This is a genomic window from Streptomyces flavochromogenes (genome assembly GCF_000717595.1).
Taxonomy (GTDB): domain Bacteria; phylum Actinomycetota; class Actinomycetes; order Streptomycetales; family Streptomycetaceae; genus Streptomyces; species Streptomyces flavochromogenes.
Genome location: NZ_JNZO01000008.1, coordinates 223,337 through 241,056 on the forward strand (window position 1 = coordinate 223,337; position 17,720 = coordinate 241,056).

The window sequence follows — 17,720 nt, forward strand, 5'->3', positions numbered from 1 at the left end:
TTACTGCCGTCCCGGGCGTCCCGGGCTCAGGACGACCGCGTGAACGGGTTCGGGCGCGGAGACTTGCCGTCCCGGGCGTCCCGGGCTCAGGACGACCGCGTGAACGGGTTCGGGCGCGGAGAGCCGGGCGTTCTCCGCCCCCTCCCCGCCCCGGGGGAGGGAACCCGGCCGCTGGGCTGCCGGGCTCCCTCCCCTCGGTGCGGCCGTCAGGCCAGCACGACCGGGAGGTCGAACAGGTCGTTCTGCGTGACGACCGGCTTGTTCCGCAGCTTCTCGGGCGCGACGGCGAGACGCAGCCCCGGGAAACGCGCGTACAGGGCGGGCAGGGCCACCGACGCCTCCAGACGGGAGAGGGCGGCACCCGGGCAGACGTGCGGGCCGTGACCGAAGGAGATGTGGCGGTTCGGCGTACGCGTCACGTCGAACGAGCCCGCCGTCGGGCCGTGCTGCTCCTCGTCCCGGCCGATCGCACCGAACGAGACGATCAGGGCCTCGCCCTTCGGCAGGACCCGGTCGCCCACCTCGATGTCCTCGGTGGCGAAGCGGATCAGCACGTGTGAGGTGGGCGTCGACCAGCGCAGGGTCTCCTCGATCACGTTCGCCCACGGCACCTCCCCGGAGAGGACCAGGGCACGCTGCTCGGGGTGGGTCTCCAGGGCCACGACGGCGTTCACGATGAGGCTGATCGTCGTCTCGTGCCCGGCCGCCACCATCAGCTGGAGGGTGTTGGTGATCTCCTCCGTGGTGAGCCGGTCGCCGCCCTCCGACGCCTCGATCAGCGCGCTCGTCAGGTCGTCACCGGGCTTCTCGACCTTGCCCGCCACGATCCCCGCGAACAGCGTGCCCAGGTCCGCCATCATCTGCGGCACCTCCTCGGGCGGCGTCTGCGTCGAGAAGAACTTCTCGAACAGGGCCTTCATCCGCGGGTGGTCGACCGGGTCGACGCCCATGAGGTCGCTGACCACGTTCATCGGCAGCGGGTAGGCGAACTCCGCCTTCAGATCGACGGTCTCACCCGCCGGACGCTCCGCGAGCCGGTCCAGCATGCCCGTGGTCAGGGCCTCGATGCCCTCTCGAAGCCGCTCCACCCGGCGCGCGGTCAGCGCCTGCGCGACCAGCGTGCGCAGCCGCCGGTGCTCGTCGCCGTCGACCGTCAGCATCGACTTGCCGGGGTTCGCGAGGCCGATCAGCGGCCAGTCCATGGGTATCTCGCCGCGCTGCCAGGCCCCCCAGACGTCGATGTCCTTGACCAGGCGGGCGTCGGTGAGCAACCGCCGCGCCTCGGCGTGGCGGGTGACGGCCCAGCAGGCCACACCGCCGGGCAGGACGACACGGGCCAGCGGGCCGGCGGCCCGCAGCCGGGCGCTCTCGCCGTCGAGGTCGGCGACGAACGGGTCCAGGGCGATGGCGTCGGCGGTGGACGCGGCGTGGGCGTGCGGGCAGGTCATCCGAGGGCTCCAAGGGCGGGGGTCGGGGTGTAGGTCACGGGGAGCGCGGTGAGTCCGCGCAGCCAGGGGGAGGGGCGGCGGGCGAGATCGGCCGCGGGGACCGCGAGGTCGACGTCCGGCAGCCGGTCCAGCAGCACCTCGATCCCCGTGCGGGCGATGGTCTCGGCGACCTCCTGCGCGGGGAAGGGGCAGCGGTGCTCGCCGTGGCCGAAGGAGAGGTGGGCGTTGTTGCCTCCGGTGAGCCGGCCGCCCGCGTCGGCGCGCACGTGCGGGTCGGAGTTGGCGGCGGCCAGGCCCAGCAGCAGCAGGTCGCCGCGGCCGATCCGGCGTCCGCCGAGGTGGGTGTCGCGCGAGGCCCAGCGGCCGGCGACGTTCTGGGTGGGGGTGTCCTCCCACAGGACCTCGTTCATCGCCTCGCCCACGCTGTGGCGGCCTCCGGACAGCGAGGCGGCGAACCGGTCGTCGGTGAGCATCAGCCGCAGCGAGTTGCCGATCCAGTCGGCGGTGGGCTGGTGGCCGGCGGCCAGCATCACCATGAGGTCCTGGGCGACCTCCTCGACCGTGAAGCCGTCGGTGTTGCCCAGCATCCGGGAGGCGACGTCGTCGCCGGGCTCCTCGGCCTTCGCGGCGAGCAGGGCGAACATGGACTCGGCCAGGTGGCGCTGGCCCTCCAGCGCGCCCTCCTGGCCGTTGATCATGTCGTTCAGGGCGGTGACGAGCCCCGGCCCCTGCTCTTCGGAGAAGCCGTAGACGCTGGCGAGGACGCGTACCGGCAGCAGCATCGCGTACTCGGCGATGATGTCGCAGGCCCCCTTGCCGCACAGCGCGTCGATCAGTTCGTCGGCGAAGCGCTCGGCCCGCTCCTTCAGCACGAACGGGTCGATCCCCTCCAGGGCCGTGGAGATGACGTTCGCGCGCTCGCGGTGCCGCTCGCCGACGGTGTAGAGGATGGACGGCTGCTTGCGGCCGATCATCGGCAGCAGCGGCCAGTCCGCCGGAATGGAGTCCCACTGGTTCCACAGCTCGGAATCGCGGGAGAAGAGGACCGGGTCGCTGGTGACCTGGTGGAGCTCGCGGTAGCCGAGGACCAGCCAGGCCGGTACGTCGCCGTCGAGCACGACGGGGGCGACCGCGCCGTGCTCGCGCCGGATCTGCCGGTACAGCTCGGTGGGGTCGGTCTGGAAGCGCGGCCCGCTCAGGGGGACGGGCGGGTGCTCGGGGAGGGTCACGGGGTGGGCTCCGGGATCGGCTGCGGGACCGGCCGTGCGGCCGGGGCGACGACGGTCCGCAGGTGCTCGACGAGCGTGATGAGGACCTGCTTGCTGGACTCGCGCGACCGGGCGTCGCAGAAGACCAGCGGCACCTCGTCGGCGAGGTCGAGGGCCCCGCGGATCTGGGCGGGGGTGTGGGCGGGACCGCCGAAGTCGTTGCAGGCGACGACGAACGGCGTCCCGTGGTGCTCCAGGCGGTCGATGGCGTACCAGGAGTCGGCGAGCCGTCGGGTGTCGACGAGCACCACCGCGCCGAGCGTCCCGGAGAACAGCCGGTCCCACAGGAACCAGAACCGCTCCTGCCCGGGTGCCCCGAACAGGTACAGGACGTTGTGGGTGTCGAGCGAGATCCGGCCGAAGTCGAAGGCCACCGTGGTGGCCGACTTGGCGGCGACCCCGGCGGTGTCGTCGACGGTCTCGCCCGCCTGCGTCATCGTCTCCTCGGTGTTCAGCGGACGGATCTCGCTGACCGAGCGGACGAGGGTGGTCTTGCCGACTCCGAATCCGCCGACGACGACGATCTTCAATCCGTTGTCGGCGGTGCTGTGCAGGGTCTGGCGCTGTTCAGAGGTTACGGAGTCCAACGAGCACCTGCTCCAGGATGTCGTGATCGGGAAGGCGGTACGACGCACGGGGATGCCGGGCGCTGATCCGGCCGGTGTCGTGCAGGTCGGCCAGGAGGATCCGGGTGATCGACACCGGCAGACCGAGCCCGGCCGCGACCTCCACCACCGCGGTGGGGTACCTGCACATACGCAGGATCGCGGCGTGCTCCGACTGCATGCCGGGGACCGGGTCGCTCTCGGAGACCACCAGCGTGACCAGGTCGAAGGCGTCGGACCCGGCGCGGCTGCGGCCGCCGGTCAGGGTGTAGAGCCGGTCGGGGGAGTCGTCCCGGCCCGGCCTGCCGCGGCTCATCCCCGGGGCCTCGCGACCAGGTGCTCACCCAACTGCTCCACCAGCTCCGACATGTTGTGGCCCACGAGGCCTGCGTCGGCGTCCTCGTCGGCGACGACGGCGAGGTGGGCACCCTCGCCGGCCTCCACGATGAAGAGGATGCCGCCGTAGAACTCGGCGATCGCGGAGCGGACCCCGCCGGTGCCGTCGCCGAACTCCACGGAGGCACCGTGCGACAGGCTCTGGATGCCGGCGGCGATCGCGGCGAGCTGGTCGGCCTGGTCGACGGAGAGCTCGGGGGTGCGGCAGAGCTTCAGGCCGTCACGGGAGAGCACCAGGGCGTGCCGGGTGCCCGGGGTGCGTTCCAGCAGGCCCTCGAGGAGCCAGCTGAGCTTCTCGTCGGTGGTGGAGCCGGTCATTACGAGGTGCCTTCCGGGTACGGGGGGTTCGAGGTCGGTGACGGCGTCCGCGGAGCGGACGTCGGGCCGGCGGGATCGGTGGGTACGGAGGGGGAGCCGGGACGGTCGTCGCCGGCGGACGCGTCGGGGGCGGACGCGATCTCCGGCGCGGGGCCGCCCTCAGGCTCGCCGTCCGGCCGGTCGGTGGTGCCGCGGACCGCGCGGCGGAAGGTGCCGAAGCGGTTCGCCGCACCGGCGGCCGCGCCGGTGCGCGGCCCTTCGGCGGGCGCCTTCGCGGCGGCTTGCGGCCCCTCGGGGTGGGCGGCGGCCATGGCCCGGCCGCGGCGGCGCTGGGGCAGGCCGCTCTCACCGAAGCGCGGGTGCTCGCCGGTGCTCTCGGCCGCGCTGTCGTGCACGGTCTCGGGCTCGCGGGCCGTGGCCGGGGCGCCGGTCGTGGCGGGCACGGACAGGCCGCGGCCCGAGACCGGAGGCAGCGTGTCGGCGGGCGTGGCCGCCGGCTCCGCGGGTGCGTGGCTGATCAGCTCCTGCGGCAGCATCAGCAGGGCGCCGGTGCCGCCGCGCGCGGAGGGACGGAACGACACGGTGAGGCCGTGCTTGCGCGCCAGCCGGCCGACGACCGCGAGGCCGAGGCGGGTGCCGGAGAGGCCGGCCAGGTCCTGCGGGGCGGAGCCGACGGCGGCCTCCGCGCGGCGCTGCTGCACGTCGCTCATCACGAGGCCGCTGTCCTCGATGGCGATGATGACGCCGGCCGGGACCTCCTCGACGTAGACGTGCACCTCGGCGGTGGGCGGCGAGAAGTTCGCGGCGTTGTCCATGAGTTCGGCCAGGGCGTGCATGACGCCCTCGGCCGCGTGCCCGGCGACGGCCGCGTCGCTGCTGGAGTGCAGCCGCACCCGCTGGTAGCCGCTGATCCGGCCCATGGCGCCGCGGAGGATCGACTCCATGACGATGGGGCGGGCCCAGCGCCGGCCGGACCTGGCCCCGCTGAGCACGGCGACGGAGTCGGCGAGCCGGCCCGCCTGCGCGGTGCGGTGGTCGAGGTGGAGCAGGTCGGTGAGGACGTCCTCGTCGGCGTGCCGGTTCTCCATCTCCCGGAGGTCGGCGAGCATGCTCGTCGCGAGGGCCTGCATGCGTCCGGCGGCGTTGGCCGCGGCGGCCATGGCGGCGGACCGGCCGGACTCGGCGCGCCGCAGCCGGGTTTCGAGCCGCGCGGTCTCCGCGGAGTGTTCCCGAACCAGTACGGCGACCTCGGCCGCGTGGGACCGGGCGATCTCCTCGGCCTGGGCGGCGTGCGCCGCACGGGAGGCGCCGGTCTCCGCGTCGTGGCGGTCCTTGAGGACGGCCGCCTCGCGTTCGGCGGTGGCCTGGAATCCGGCGAGGTACGCGTCCTTGGAGGCGACTTCGGCGGCGAGGGTCTCGGACCTCCGGGCGAGTACGCGCGCGGTTCGCCCGTACCAGGTCACGGCGAAGGCCGCGGCCGAGAGCAGGAGGACGCCGCAGGCGGCGAACCAGCCGAGCGGCTCACGGACTTCGCCGGGTGCCGCGGCGACTGCGGCCGCGGCGAGGGCACCGCCCGCGGCGGCGGTCAGCAGCGAGGCGGTCAGGGCAGGACGGAAGGGGGTGGGTGACGCCGACATCAACCAGACTCTCGGGAGCGGGCACACGGGGAAGGGAGTCGCAACGACGGCACTATAGATGTGTTGTTGATCAGTTCGGAACTCTTGTGATCGGATCGGCATTCATGGGCGAGCATACTTTTCCCGTACTGCGCCCAAGAAGGTCCGAACTTGTTGGCCCCGCAGGAAGTACCGCGGGGTAAGCGCTTCCTGACTTTCCCTCGGTTCCGCACTCCGCCCTACACGCCCCGGCGCTGCGGATGGTGGGGCTTCGCGCGTACTCGGCACCGTCATCGCGGTCGTCTCTCACGACGCCACAGCAGCGGCGACGCTGCGATGCGCGGGGCGAGACGGCCGTCCGGGCGGCCCGGTCCCAGCATCGAGGTGGCAGGATGACGCGGTGTCCGACTCCCTGCATGAACCGTGGCTGCGCGGCATCGCCTTCAATCCGGCGGCGCCCTCCGACGTCCTGATACGCCTGGTGGACCCGGCGTCCGGTGAGACCGGCCTTTCGATGTGCGAAGGTCGTGACCTACCTGACGCCGTCATCGACGCGGCCCTCCACCACCCGGCCGAGAAGATCCGCCGCGCGCTCGCCCGCAACCGGCACGTCGACCCGGCGCGGCTCGCCCCCCTGGCGACGGACCCGTCCGGGCTCGTCCGCGGGTGGCTCGCAGCCGGCCCCCGTCACTTCCCCCGACGGGTCCGACCGCTGCCGGACGACGTCATCGTGACCCTCCTGACCGCCCGGGACGGTGGCGAGGACGGCATGCTCACCGAGAACGAGATCAGTGCGGAGCTCGACTCGTCCCGGCAGATCCCCCGGTCCTTCCACCACTCCATGGCCGCCAGCGAGCACCCCGAACTCCGGATACGGGCCACCCGGAGGTGGCAGTCGCTCACCCCGGCGCAGCGGGAGGCCCTCCTCGACGACCCGGACCCCGAGGTCCGTCAAGCGGCGCAGGACGGGAGCTGGGAGCTGGACCCGGAACGGGTGGAGGCCCAGCTGCCGTCCATCGGCTCGCTCAGCAAACCGCACACGCTCGGCACGTGCGTCCTGTCGCCCGCGCTCGTCGAGCAGTGCTTCACCGACGGCACGGTGCAGCCCCTGACCTGGAACCGGCACACCCCTGCCGACGCCGTCGCGCGACTCGCCCGCCACCCCGAGGCGAAGGTCCGCGCGATGGTCGCCGCGCGGCCCGACGTGGGACCGGACCTCGTGGCGGAGCTGAGGGACGACCCGGACGCGTACGTGCGGATGCGCGCACGACTCCACCCCTTCCCCCGCACCTGGGCCGAGTACGGGGAGATCCGCCGGGTCCTCGGCCACGGTCCGGACTGCACCTGCCCGATCCCTGAGCCGGCCACCGACCCGTCCCCCGACTGGTTCGCCGCCTGCGCGGTGTCCGAGGAACCGGTGCTCCGCCGGGTAGCGGCGAGCCGGCCCGGCCTGCCCGCAGAACTCGTCGCGACACTCGCACAGGACGAGGACGAGGAGGTACGGATCCGGCTGGCCTGCCACCACCCGCTCGCCCCGCCACACCTCCTCCTGGACGTCTTCGTCACCCGCCCGGCCCACCGTCCGCACCTGCTGACCCTGCCCGACTTCCCGCGCACCGGCCTCACCCACCTCGTAGACCACCCGGATCCCGAGGTACGGGCTCTGGCCGCAGCCGATCCCATCCTGCCCGTGCCCCCGGTGGAAGACCCCGACGAGTCGGTGTGCAGGGCAGCCGCCGCCAACCCGAGCCTGACACCGGAGGCTCTGGAGGCCCTCCTCGCCGACCCGCGCACCGCGGAGGGCGCCGCGGCCAACCCGTCCCTTCCCGTCCCCCGCATGCACGCACTCCTCGACCGCTGTCTCAGCGAAGCCGCCAACTGAGCGCCCACAAGGCGACGACGCATCAACGTCTGCCGCAGCGACCGGTCGAGCCCCAACGGGCTCACTGCCAAGTCCGTGTCGACGAGCTCACGCCTGCCGCGACGACCAGCCCGCCTCCGCTCGCCCCAGGGAGTGTGGGCGTGGAATCGGCGGGACAGAGGCCCGGACCAGGGACTTTTGACGGGCGGCGACTACCATCCCGTACGTCCGGGACCGCCGCGCGGCCTCTCGGGCCGTCTGTCGTACCTCCGAGCATGGGGAAGCGTGTGTCCGATCTGTTGGCTGACGACCCGAGGACCGCTGCAGCCGCGTCGGGCGAGAGCATCTCCCTCTCCGACAGTCACAAGAAAGTCCTGCTGCAGGAGCTCGGGGCGGGTGAGGTCGTCCGGTCCGTCTATCACGACGGTTGGGGCTACGCCGTGCTCACCGGGAAGGGGCTCATCCTTTTCCGGAACCTTCTGGCGCCGAAGGCGAGCCGTGTGGCCGGACCGCTGCGGATCCTGCGGAGCGCGTACGGGATGTTCGACTCCGTCGAGATCCTGGTGGACGGCAAACCACACAAGCTGCACGGCTCGAAGCTCGATCCGAAGGGAGAGTTCCTGGAAGCGTCGGGAACGCTTCTGCCCCCGGACTCGCCCCTGCGTCCCGGCGGCGGCAGGCGGACCTCCGCATGGATACGGCGGCACCCGGTCTCGGTGGTCGCGGGGGCCGTCGCGGTGCTGGTCGCCGGGCTGAGCGGGCCCGGGCAGCCCGATGCCGTGGCACAGGTCGGGACGGACCACGCGCCGGCCGTGCCCGACTTCCGCGGGGCCTCCCTGGCCGCCGCCGCTGCGACGGCGCGCCGCGGGGCATGGCGGGTGGGGGCTGCCGACGCCTCGTCCGCGTACCGGTCGGTGACGGCCTCTCAGGCCGGCTGGCGTGTCTGCTTCCAGAACCCTTCCCCTGGCGAACGGCCCGACGGGTACCACGGGACTCTGACGCTCTACGCCGTTCCGGAGGCGGAACTGTGTCCCTCGCAACTGGACGGCACTCGGCGTGTGCTGATGCCGGACCTCGTCGGCGAACGGCTCGATGCCGCGTCGCGGGCGCTCGCCACGCTCGACCTCGACCGCGTCACGCGCTTCCACGCGCACACCGGGCAGCGTCTGGACGACCGGAGCCAGGGCCTGGCGGACTGGCGGGTCTGCCGGCAGCAGCCGGAGGCGGGCATCGAGGTGCCCCTCACCACACAGGTCGACCTGTGGCTGATCGGCCCGAGCGTCCCCTGCACCGCACCCAGCCCGACCCCGGCCCCGAAGCCCAAGCCCAAGCCCAAGCCGAAGCCGAAGCCCGAGTCGGGTTCGCAGGCGACCTCGCACCCCAAGCCACGTGCGCAGCCGTCCCGTGACTCCGCCTCGGACGGCGGTACGTCGGGAGGGAGCGGCGACGAGTCGCGGGACGACGGCTCCTCCGGAGGCTCGGACGGCACGAGCGGCGGCTCCGGCACCGGCTCCGGCGTTGGATTCGGACAGTTCTGCTCCCCCGTGGGTGCCACTGCCACGACGTCCGACGGGCGTCCGGCGAAGTGCTTCATGGGCAAGGACGGAGCGGCCCGGTGGGGGTACCGCTCCGGCTGAGCGCGTCACCAGGGCGCCCGTCCGGGCGGGCGCCGTCGGAGCTCATCAACGCGTCGCGGTCCCATCAGGAGCGGCGCGAGGGATCGGCTGTGGGGTCGACGGTCAGCGGCGTTCGTAGGCCGTGAAGGGCCTGCTCCGTGCCGGGTACGAGTCGTGGTGGCGCCGATGGGTCGGCATCCGTACACGAAGATCGTGCCCACCGGAACGTCCACGGCGTGCAGCTCGCTCTGCGTGAGCAGGACGGCGACGCCGCTCCCGACGGACACCGGAGAGGGCCGGAGGCGATGGAGCCCGGACTCGCCGGCGGCCGGAGGGACCTGCCAGATCTCGCGGCCGTTCTTCATGTGGATCGCGACGGCGGTGGCGCAGGCTCCCCCTTGGCCGCGTAGGGAGCGCCGTCCCCATCGCGGGTGAGGACCAGGACCGAGTCGCCCCTGTCGGCGGGACCGTGGCAGACCGCCGAGCGGCCGGGTGGCACGTACTCCCAACTCCGTTCGCCCGTACGGGCGTCGTAGCCGCACTGCGTCGAATCGGCTGTGGACCAGCGTATCGCCGGACAGCCAGGCCCCGTTGCCCTGCTGTTCGGCCTTGCGGTTCGCAGGAGTGACCCAGACGACGCCCAGGTCCTCGGGCCAGGCTCGGGCTCGGGCTCGGGCTCGGAGGAGCATCCGGCGATGTGCGCACAGGGCGGACCAAGGGACTTATCGCGTTCTCGGCGGCGATCATCATGGAGAGCCGGTCTGCCCAGGCGGAATACGCCTCCGCTGCTGGTCAAGAATGTGGCCCATGGTTCGCACTGCCGAGCAGGGACGACTCCGCAGAGAGCGACGCGGGCGTGGGCGGCCGTACTCTCCGTTCGGCAGGTAACGCCCCTGCACGCCGGTCCGTACCCGGCGCAGGGGGTCCGTCGATCACCTGCCGGTGATCCCGCCGCCTGCCGCAACGACGTTCGGCTGACCGGAAGGCCGGCCGTAGCCGTCCCACTCGGAACCGTCACATCAATGCCGCACGAACGGCAGATCCGTCGGCTTCACGTGCTCCCGCGGCCCCGCTGCCCGCAGAACCACGTCCAGCACCCGCGCCGGGTCAGCGGCGTACGCGTGGGAGAACCACGCCATATTGGCTTCCACCACAGCCCACCGATGGCCCGGGCGGTAGGTGTCGAGCAGCTGTCCGACATCCACGACGACGGCGCTCGGCAGGGCGGGCCCGGCCGCAGCGACCAGGCGGTCGACGAACTCGGCGATCTCCGCGGCGATGGGCCCGTGCCTGTCGAGCGGGTGTGGGTCGAGCCGGCCGAACACCGCGTATCGACTGCCCGCGGCGATCTGTCCGTCGAGCAGGAACAGCCGGTACTCGGCGGCGAAGGTCACCACATCGGAGAGCAGCACCGGCGTGCCAGGGTCCAGATCGGCGGGCAGCCGGGAACCGTCTGCGTAGACGTCCGCCGGGAAGGACTTGTCCCGTGGCGGCTTGACGAACGTCGGCCGCTCGATCGCCCAAGCATCCAGGACGGTCGCGGCACGGACCTCCCGTCCGGTGAACTCCTCCGGCAGCTCGGAAAGCCAGTCGTCCGCCGGTTCGAGCAGCGCGAACCCCAGCCGCCCGGCCAACCGCGCGCCTGCCACCGGCCCCCCGTACCAGTACGCGGGTCCCGGCGCCGGAGAGACCTCCTCAGCGGCGGCGACCACCATCCCCCGCCCCGCCGCCTCAACGGCCAGCAGCTCCATCGTCGACGTCCGCCGCCCAGGCATGACCAGCACCGCAACTCTCCTTCGCGACGTGCAAAGACGCCAGCCTAGACCCGACCCGGTCCCGGCCGCCTGCCGTTTGAAGGGGCAGGACTGGCGGGGCGCGTGGGCCCGAGGAACTGCAACCCAACGCTGATACGGGCTTCGCGGCCGACGGGCGACGATGCCGTTGAGCGGGACCGTGCCGGGCTCGCGCCCAGGCCTGTTGCGAATGTGGATCTCTCTCTACAGTGATCACGGCGTAGCGCGAGGGGACATGGCAGACCGGAATGAAGCAAGAGCCGAAGGCGTGGTACAGCGTCAGAACCTTCTACAGATGGCTGACCTGGGAGAACCGCCCCTACGAGGAGCGTGTCGTCCTGTTCCGAGCACAGTCCCTCGACGATGCCCTCACCCTGGCTGAGCGGGAGTCGGCCGAGTATGCACGGGAGGGCGACTTCGTCGTCCTCGACATGATGCAGGCATACCGGATCTCCGACCTCGACGAGGAGCTGGGCGCGGGGACGGAGGTGTTCTCCCAACTCCATGCGCTCGACCTCACGTCGAGCGAGTTCCTCGACCGCTACGACTCAGGACCGGCACACACCCAGATCGGTGAGTGATGTCCTTCGGGCCGGCAGCGGGACGAGCCGTTGGCGCTCGGCGTCCTCGCCTTTCACCGACTAGGGTGCATTGCGAAAGTACTGGTCGGAGCCACCCTCGTAACAAACGGCGAGTTCGTCGTCATGTGGCCGCGGGCGGCTGCCTCTTGAGGCGGCTGATCCCGCACTCGACCGCCTGGCGTGGGCAGCAGCAATGGCCCGCCGGCCACCGAAGGTCCTCTGCTGTGAGCCAGAGGGCTATGCGGCCTTGCGCGGCTTCCTCCTGCGGGTTCGTGGGGATGACATCGGCCATGCGCGTCACCCTGTCCAGGTCCGAAGCGTCCACGACGCGGAGCGATGCGGGTGGGTCGCGTAGTCGCTGGCGAGGCGACGGTGGCTCATGCACCACCGACGCCTGGCCCGCGACTACGAAGCCCTGCCCTCCCGTTCCGAAGGCATGATCCGATCGTGATGATCGATCTGCTGAGCCGTCGCCTCACCCGAGAAGCCGCACTGGACTTGCGCGGTACATGGCTCACCCGGACGGGCCGCAACGAAAGGGCATCAGCCCTCGTCGAAGCCGCGGAAGGTTCCTGATTCATCAGCGGCGTCGGCGAACTCCGCGAAGTCCATGTTGGCGATGCTGAGGTTGGTCGAGATATCAGGGAACCAGCGAGCGGGGACCCTGAACGTCCGCCCAGGCTCGTCCGAGAGGTCCACGGCCAGGAGTGGGTGACCCGGATCCTTCATCGCGGCTGCGTCCGCCAGAAACATGTAGACGATCTGCTCGTCTTCGTGGGCAGCAGCCTCTTCAGCCATCAAGGCCTGGACCCCCACGCCGGCAAAGCGAAGCTCGCTGACACACGTGGCATGGGGGTAATCGCCCGCCGCGTCGAGCGCGACTCGAAGCGATTTCCAGGCCTTCTCGTCACCGAAGTCGGTACGCAGAACCAGCGAGGTCAGATCATCGGGCTGAGGCAGAGGCATCTCGCGATCCTCTCATCCGCCGCTGACTCGGCTGTCCGGACCTGGTAGCCACCGCACCGGCGGAACTCCTCAAGCAACCCGGCGATACCAGACGCCCCAGCCGGGATAAGGCGCTCTGTGAGGACTCCTCGAAAAAGTGGTGGGCTTGACCTGGTCATGGGCCACTGTCGCGCACGAGGCTGCCCAGGTAGCGGAACGCGGTCAGCTGCGTCATCGCACGCGATAAAGCCGGCGACGTCGGCGATCACCTCCGGAATACTGATCGCCCATGGATGAGGTCGAGGTCGTCGTCGCCCATTCCGAGCGTGCGACCCTGCGCGTGGGCGACGTGTTCCTGAAGGTGGACGCCGACCAGGCGCGTATCGACGTCGAGGTCGAGGCGATGTCCCTCGCGCCCGTCCCCACCCCGGAAGTCCTGTGGCGTAAGCCGCCCGTGCTCGCGATCGCCGCACTCCCGGGGACGACGCTCGGCCGTCTCGGCAGACCGTCGACCGGCACGCCGGCGGCGTGGGCCGCGGCGGGCGCTGTCATCCGTACGCTGCACGACGCGCCGCTGCCGCCCCGGTCCGGCCGGGCCGGCCAAAGCATCGTCGCGCTGGCGGCGGAACTCGACGCCGAGTGCGAGTCGCTCGTCACGAACGGCCTCCTGCCCGCCGACCTGGTCACCCGTAACCGCCAGGTCGCCGAGGCCGCGCTCCGGCCGTGGACTCCGGCGTTCACCCACGGCGACCTGCAGATCGCGCACGTCTTCGTCGAAGGCGACGAGGTCACCGGCATCATCGATTGGTCCGAGGCGGGCCAGGGCGATGCCTTGTACGACCTCGCCACCTTCACGCTCGGGTACGAGGAGCACCTCGACGACGTCCTCGCCGGCTATGGCACCGACATCGACCTCGACGTGATCCACGCGTGGTGGTCGTTGCGAAGCCTGCTGGCAGTTCGCTGGCTGATCGAGCACGGCTTCGACCCGTTCGCGCCAGGCTGTGAGGTCGACGTGCTGAGATCCCGGATGTGAGGCTACGCGGGCCCGACTGCTACGAGTGCCTCGGACGCCCCCCGGCCCTCGCTCTCAACAAAGCGTGGTGCGGAGACGTCTCCGGCAGGTGGCGGCGCAGTCAAGGGTGACGAACGCGTGGTGGATGTCGTCGCGGATACCGCGATCAGACACAGTTCAAGATCCACTTTCCGTACACGCCCTAGTGGGCCAGGCCTCCGTTCGGGCACCATGAGCCGGTCGGGGCCCCGGGTCGTACGCGCGGTCGGGGGACCGTTGTTCGAGGACCGGGGGAGTTGGTCGTGGGCAGGTTCAGGCGGGGTGGGCCGACCATCGAGACGGATGCTCAACGGCGGGTGCGGCGCAGCCCGTTGCTCTTCACGATGCCCATCGTGCTGCTCGTCCTGCTGACTGCGGTGCTCGGTTGGGAGGCCGTCCGGGCCAACCTGACGGCGGAGGCCCGGGCCGAATGGCCGTGGCGGCTGCAGCTGCTCGACATGGAGCCGCTCGGCAGCCTGCTCGCCGTCGCGGCCGGCGCGGTCCTCGCCAGGGCCCAGTACGCCCGTACCGTACGGCCGATGCTGGGCTGGCGCGCCGACTGGACGACCGGGCACCTTCGGGGCGGCGTACCCGAGTGGCAGGTCGGGCTGCTCAACGGAGGCTCGCACACCGTCGTGATCGAGGCCTACGAGTGCCGGGCCGTCCTGCGCGGCGAGGACCCGCAGCACGCCGCCCCGTGGACCGACATCCAGGGTGTGGCCGAGGTGCTGACCGGGGCCGGGCTCACCGTCGGGGAGGACTTCCAGCTGATCACCATGGGGAGATTCCCCCTGGTGGGCACCGGCTCCTACGAGACGACGATGCTCGGCGCCTTCTCCCAGCGCTTCGTCGACGAGGTAGAGGCGCTCCACATCAGGGTCCGCGTCGGCGATGTCGTCGGGGACAGCCACGAGCGGATCCTCGACGCCTTGAAGGGCGCCCGCTCGACCTCGTATCAGCGCCCCGCGCCCTGACCGTCCAGCCAGCGCAGCACATCAGGCAGCGCCCACTGGGCGGCGAAGTGACCGGCTTCCGGTACGAGCACGAGCTCGGCGCCGGGGATCCGTCCGGCCAGCCAACGGGTGTGCGTCACAGGCGAGAAGGCGTCGTCGAGGCCGTGCCACAGCAGCACGGGTGAGGTGACGGAGGAGACGTCGAAGCCCCACGGGCGGACGAAGGCCAGGCAGTCGTCGAGCCAGCCGTGATGCGAGACCCGCAGGGCCTCCTCGTAGGTGCGCAGCAGCACCGCCCGTACCCGCGGGTCTTCGACGACCGGCAGGTCATGGGGGGAGAGATCGGCACGCAGGTCGTCGAGGAGACGCACCGGGTCCTGCCGGATGGCGACGGCCCGGGCGGCCAGGTCCCGTTCGAGCCCATCGGGGTCCCGCCCGTCCAGATGCGCACGGGCCAGGCCGTACTCGTGCACGTTGAACGGGGTCATGCCCGCGTACCAGTCCAGACCGGCCGCGTCCGGGGGAGCGAGCCCGACGAGTACGGCGGCCGCCCGGACCCGCTCCGGCAGCAGCGCCGCGCAGGCGAGCGCGTGCGGGCCTCCGCCGGACCGGCCGACCACCGCGAACCGCTCGACGCCGAAGGCATCGGCGACGGCCGCCACATCCCGGGCCGCGTCGGCGACCCGGCGGCCCGGGGCGCGCTCGGACTCCCCGTAGCCGGGACGGTCGTAGGCAAGGAAGCGGAACCCGGGATGCTGCGCGGCGAGCCCGGGCAGCAGGGTGCCGAGACGGGTACCGGGCGTCCCGTGGAGGAGAACCACCGGGGTGCCCGAAGGATCGCCCCATTCCTCGGCCACCAGAAGCCGGCCGTCGTCGGTGCGCACAGGGTGTCCCATGGGAGGGAGCCTAAGGCTTGTCCCGTAAACGATCTCTGACCCCGTGCGGATGCGCGTGGGTCGTGGGCCGAAGTTGAGAAGGGGCTCGACACGTTCTTGTGCACCGCGGGAGCGTCGCGTGAGTTCACCCAGGTGCGACTGATCGGATACTGCTACAACGAGACCTTCGACGTGGGCTGAGGCTGATCATCTTGAGCGAATACGACATCTACGCCGGCTTCCGGGGGCCGCAGGCCCCTGGGGCCACCCTCGCGGAGGCCCTGCGGGCCGACCTCGAAGTGGCCTTCGGCATCGAGTTCTTCTGTGACACCGATGGGCAATCCCCCTCCTTCACCTGGGGGGACAACGAGCACTGGCTGAGCTGCTGGGTCGCCGTGCCGCCAGACCTGGACGAGCCGTACCATTCCCACCCGGCCCGGGTCACTGCCAATCAGCCGGACTCGGACGCCTGGGCCCACCGGGTCTTCGAAGCCCTGGACGCAACGGGCCGGTACTCGCTGTTCATGATCGAGGACGACGAGGACCTGGTCCGGACGAACATGGAGCTCGCCCGCACCCAGTGGGAAGAGCGCTGATCCCCTGACCCGCAGCCAAGGATCTGTGCCTGTCCAGGAAGTGATCAGCGCGGCAGTACCGACGGGAACCGTGTGAGGAGCTCGCCGTGACTGGTGTGATCACGGCGTCGCAGCCGTCCTGGATAGCCCCGTTCACCGGGCTGAGCGCGCGGCAGTTCGGCCAGCTGATCACCGCGCTGCGGCGCGAGGGCGCTGATCCGGTCCGCGAGGGCCGGCCCCGGAGCCTGCCCCTGGAGGACCGGGTCCTGCTGGTCGCCGCGTACTGGCGCACCAACCTCACCCTGCGCCAGCTCGCCCCGCTGTTCGGGGTGTCGAAGGCGGCCGCCGACCGCATCATCGACCATCTCGGGCCGTTGCTCGCGCTGAACCAGCGCCGGCAGTTCCGCAAGGACACCGTCCTGATCGTGGACGGCACCCTGGTCCCCACCCGCGGCCACAGCGTCGCCGAGCAGTCGAAGAACTACCGGTACTCCACCAACCACCCACCGGCCCGGTCATCCCACACCGCTGCGAACCCGGCCAGCCCGAGCTCCTGGCCTGGAAAGAGGAGCACAACGCCTCCCACCGCATGGTTCGAGCCCGCGTCGAGCACACCTTCGCCCGCATGAAGACCTGGAAGATTCTCCGCGACTGCCGCCTCCAAGGCGACGGCGTCCACCACGCCATGCTCGGCGTCGCCCGCCTGCACAGCTTCGCCCTCGCCGGGTGACGGAAGGAGGCGCAGGCCATCCAGCAGGCGATCCCACTCATGTGTAGGTGACCGTCACCCGCTCGAAGCCGAGGCCGAGCAGGAGCTTCTGGAGCATCTCGGTCGTGTTCCGCTCCGCCCGCGACGTCAGGCCGGACTCGCGGGCGGCGTCGCTGATCCGCTGGGCGGCGAGGACGTTGACAGCCTGCTCGCTCGCCGGATTGTCCGAGAAGAGATCGCCCAGCCGGTCGAGCAGGCCGCGCTGCTTGGAAACGGCGTACGAGCGCCCGGGATCGAGCGCGGGAGCGGCCAGCCGGGCGTGTGGCAGACGCAGGGTGGCCTCGGTCCGGTCCGCGTCGACGGTCACGGCGTCGTTCCCGAGGCCGCCCAGTTCGACGTAGGCGCCGACGCTGCCGTTCGCCACGTAGAGCGTGCGGGTTCCGCGGATCGCGTCCGGCAGGAACCGCGCGTCGCGCTCCAGGTCGACCACGACCTGGTAGGTCCCTGCCGCGCCCTCGTACCGGCTCAGGTCCTGGACGGACTGCAGGACGGCGGGACCGGAGCGGTCCTTCACCTGCGTCCCGAAGACGTCCAGACCGGGGAGCCTGAGGAACTGACCGATCAGCATGAGGGCGACGGCGAGCACGAGCAGAGCGCCGGTGACGAGGCGCCACTTTCCTCCGGATCGCCGCCAGGTCCGGTGGGGCGGTGAGGGGCTGTTCTCGGTGTCTTCTCCCATGGTCGCCTCGTGCCCGCGTCTACGTATCCCATTCCCAACTCCGCTGATAATGCGACGGGTTGATGCTCCTGAGGAGGGTGTGCCGGACGTGCGGACCCGATGAACCACGCGGCATACCGCACGTGGTCGCGGGTACGCGGGGTCTGTCCGCAGGTGGTGATCCGGAGGAGGAAGAGGGGCATGATCGATTGGAGAGCGGTGCGGAGACAGGCCGGAGGGCTGCGAGGCAGGGCGGCGCGGCCCGGCGAGACGAAATCGGCAAAGGTGAGGCCGGGCGGGGGAGCAGGAGCCGACTCCGAGCCGGCCGACACCGGCGGGGGAGGCGCCGAGCCGGCCGATGCGGGGCCAGGCGGGGCGGGGCCGGGGAC

At 71.5% G+C, this 17,720-nt stretch carries 16 protein-coding genes and 2 pseudogenes; 8 read left to right on the forward strand and 10 right to left on the reverse strand.

The annotated features are described in order from the left end of the window. Positions 1-206: 206 nt before the first annotated feature. The 6 genes from IF00_RS0112045 to IF00_RS0112070 are packed head-to-tail and all read right to left on the reverse strand — an operon-like array spanning position 207 to position 5,672. Positions 207-1,448 carry a cytochrome P450 family protein gene (locus IF00_RS0112045; protein WP_051820126.1) on the reverse strand — a complete coding sequence of 414 codons (1,242 nt, stop codon included), beginning with the start codon at positions 1,446-1,448 and terminating at the stop codon, positions 207-209. Beyond that, positions 1,445-2,677 (reverse strand): cytochrome P450, encoded by a 1,233-nt coding sequence (locus IF00_RS0112050; RefSeq protein WP_030317241.1) that lies wholly within the window; start codon positions 2,675-2,677, stop codon positions 1,445-1,447. Before IF00_RS0112050 ends, IF00_RS0112045 begins: the two co-directional genes overlap by 4 nt. Then, positions 2,674-3,303 carry a GTP-binding protein gene (locus IF00_RS0112055; RefSeq protein WP_030317243.1) on the reverse strand — a complete coding sequence of 210 codons (630 nt, stop codon included), beginning with the start codon at positions 3,301-3,303 and terminating at the stop codon, positions 2,674-2,676. Before IF00_RS0112055 ends, IF00_RS0112050 begins: the two co-directional genes overlap by 4 nt. Then, complete coding sequence (locus IF00_RS0112060) at positions 3,284-3,637, reverse strand: DUF742 domain-containing protein (RefSeq protein ID WP_030317245.1); 354 nt, start codon at positions 3,635-3,637, stop codon at positions 3,284-3,286. Before IF00_RS0112060 ends, IF00_RS0112055 begins: the two co-directional genes overlap by 20 nt. After that, positions 3,634-4,035, reverse strand: a complete 402-nt coding sequence (locus tag IF00_RS0112065; RefSeq protein WP_017236514.1) for a roadblock/LC7 domain-containing protein — start codon at positions 4,033-4,035, stop codon at positions 3,634-3,636. Before IF00_RS0112065 ends, IF00_RS0112060 begins: the two co-directional genes overlap by 4 nt. Next, positions 4,035-5,672, reverse strand: coding sequence for a sensor histidine kinase (locus tag IF00_RS0112070; RefSeq protein WP_063740650.1), 1,638 nt, complete (start codon positions 5,670-5,672; stop codon positions 4,035-4,037). Before IF00_RS0112070 ends, IF00_RS0112065 begins: the two co-directional genes overlap by 1 nt. A gap of 379 nt (positions 5,673-6,051) precedes the next feature. Between IF00_RS0112070 and IF00_RS0112075 the strand changes: the two genes are divergently transcribed. Beyond that, complete coding sequence (locus IF00_RS0112075) at positions 6,052-7,533, forward strand: hypothetical protein (protein WP_030317257.1); 1,482 nt, start codon at positions 6,052-6,054, stop codon at positions 7,531-7,533. 266 nt (positions 7,534-7,799) lie between these two features. Then, the gene (locus IF00_RS0112080) at positions 7,800-9,149 is read left to right on the forward strand and encodes a PASTA domain-containing protein (RefSeq protein ID WP_030317258.1); all 1,350 of its coding nucleotides are present in this window, start codon (positions 7,800-7,802) and stop codon (positions 9,147-9,149) included. A gap of 998 nt (positions 9,150-10,147) precedes the next feature. Here the strand turns inward: IF00_RS0112080 and IF00_RS0112085 are convergent. Further along, positions 10,148-10,879: an ATP-grasp domain-containing protein gene (locus IF00_RS0112085; protein ID WP_051820178.1), complete on the reverse strand. Its 732-nt coding sequence runs from the start codon at positions 10,877-10,879 to the stop codon at positions 10,148-10,150. Between the two features lie 290 nt (positions 10,880-11,169). Here IF00_RS0112085 and IF00_RS0112090 point away from each other — a divergent pair, with 290 nt between their 5' ends. After that, positions 11,170-11,502 carry a hypothetical protein gene (locus IF00_RS0112090; RefSeq protein ID WP_030317260.1) on the forward strand — a complete coding sequence of 111 codons (333 nt, stop codon included), beginning with the start codon at positions 11,170-11,172 and terminating at the stop codon, positions 11,500-11,502. 373 nt (positions 11,503-11,875) lie between these two features. Next, positions 11,876-12,078: pseudogene (locus IF00_RS46850) on the forward strand (hypothetical protein); the annotation flags it as partial. Here the strand turns inward: IF00_RS46850 and IF00_RS0112095 are convergent. Further along, positions 12,046-12,468 (reverse strand): DUF6924 domain-containing protein, encoded by a 423-nt coding sequence (locus IF00_RS0112095; protein WP_051820131.1) that lies wholly within the window; start codon positions 12,466-12,468, stop codon positions 12,046-12,048. The pseudogene IF00_RS46850 and the gene IF00_RS0112095 sit on opposite strands and share 33 nt — an antisense overlap. Positions 12,469-12,736: 268 nt before the next feature. Between IF00_RS0112095 and IF00_RS0112100 the strand changes: the two genes are divergently transcribed. Together IF00_RS0112100 and IF00_RS0112105 are read left to right on the forward strand one after the other, a co-directional pair. Then, positions 12,737-13,483 (forward strand): phosphotransferase family protein, encoded by a 747-nt coding sequence (locus IF00_RS0112100; RefSeq protein ID WP_030317263.1) that lies wholly within the window; start codon positions 12,737-12,739, stop codon positions 13,481-13,483. A 362-nt stretch (positions 13,484-13,845) separates the two neighbouring features. Next, positions 13,846-14,475, forward strand: coding sequence for a hypothetical protein (locus IF00_RS0112105; protein ID WP_245234496.1), 630 nt, complete (start codon positions 13,846-13,848; stop codon positions 14,473-14,475). Here IF00_RS0112105 and IF00_RS0112110 read toward each other — a convergent pair. After that, positions 14,457-15,350, reverse strand: coding sequence for an alpha/beta fold hydrolase (locus tag IF00_RS0112110; RefSeq protein WP_030317265.1), 894 nt, complete (start codon positions 15,348-15,350; stop codon positions 14,457-14,459). The genes IF00_RS0112105 and IF00_RS0112110 overlap by 19 nt on opposite strands. A 191-nt stretch (positions 15,351-15,541) precedes the next feature. On the opposite strand from IF00_RS0112110, the gene IF00_RS0112115 reads away from it, so the two are divergent. Next, a complete protein-coding gene (locus IF00_RS0112115; protein ID WP_030317266.1) occupies positions 15,542-15,925 on the forward strand; it encodes a hypothetical protein in 384 nt (127 codons plus the stop codon). 86 nt (positions 15,926-16,011) lie between these two features. Beyond that, positions 16,012-16,634, forward strand: a pseudogene (locus tag IF00_RS41120) (transposase family protein). A 37-nt stretch (positions 16,635-16,671) separates the two neighbouring features. Here IF00_RS41120 and IF00_RS0112125 read toward each other — a convergent pair. Then, entirely contained in the window at positions 16,672-17,352 is a 681-nt protein-coding gene (locus IF00_RS0112125) for a DUF4230 domain-containing protein (protein ID WP_030317270.1), read from the reverse strand. Between the last annotated feature and the right edge of the window lie 368 nt (positions 17,353-17,720).